Source organism: Pseudomonas sp. 3A(2025) (genome assembly GCF_054589175.1).
This window is the reverse complement of sequence record NZ_BAAILM010000024.1, coordinates 1-625: the sequence shown is the minus strand read 5'-3', so window position 1 is coordinate 625 and position 625 is coordinate 1. Positions and strand designations below refer to the sequence as shown.

Below are 625 nucleotides of genomic sequence, written 5' to 3'. Positions count from 1 at the left end.
TCCAGCATGTCGCGGCGTTGGGCGGCGGTAAACGGTGACAGGCCCCAGTCGTCCAGGATCAGCAGGTCGGTCTTGGCGTAACCGGCCATCAGTTTGGCGAAGCGTCCGTCACCGTGGGCCAGGCCCAGTTCTTCCATCAGGCGCGGCAAGCGCAGGTAGCGCACGCTGTAACCGTCCCGGCAGGCCTTGTGGGCCAGGGCGCACGCAAGCCAGGTTTTGCCCACGCCGGTAGGGCCGCCGATGATCAGGTTCAGGCCGTCGCGCAGCCATTGACCGCTGCCCAGTTGCAGGATCAGGGACTTGTCCAGGCCGCGCGGACTGCGGTAGTCGATGTCTTCCAGGCATGCGTTGTGACGCAGTCGGGCGGCTTTTAGGCGCGTTGTCAGGCGAGCATCTTCGCGCTCGGTCAGCTCGCGGTCGACCATCAGGCCCAGGCGTTCGTCGAAGCTCAGGTCGTTGATATCGGGCATCGCGTGCTGATCGTCCAGCGCCTTGATCATGCCGTGCAGGCGCAGGGTGTGCAGCTTGTCGAGGGTCGGGTTGGGCAGCATGTTCAGTTTCCTTTCTCAGGTCAGTGGTAGTAGCCAGGGCCGCGCAGGTTGCTGTGTTCGTCGGGCAGCAGCGG

1 protein-coding gene is annotated in these 625 nt (G+C 64.8%); it reads right to left on the bottom strand.

Translation table 11 applies throughout. The annotated features are described in order from the left end of the window. Positions 1–551: ATP-binding protein (locus tag ACYP2A_RS09360; RefSeq protein ID WP_459744631.1), on the bottom strand; the 551-nt coding region annotated here is incomplete at its 3' end. Positions 552–625: the final 74 nt, after the last annotated feature.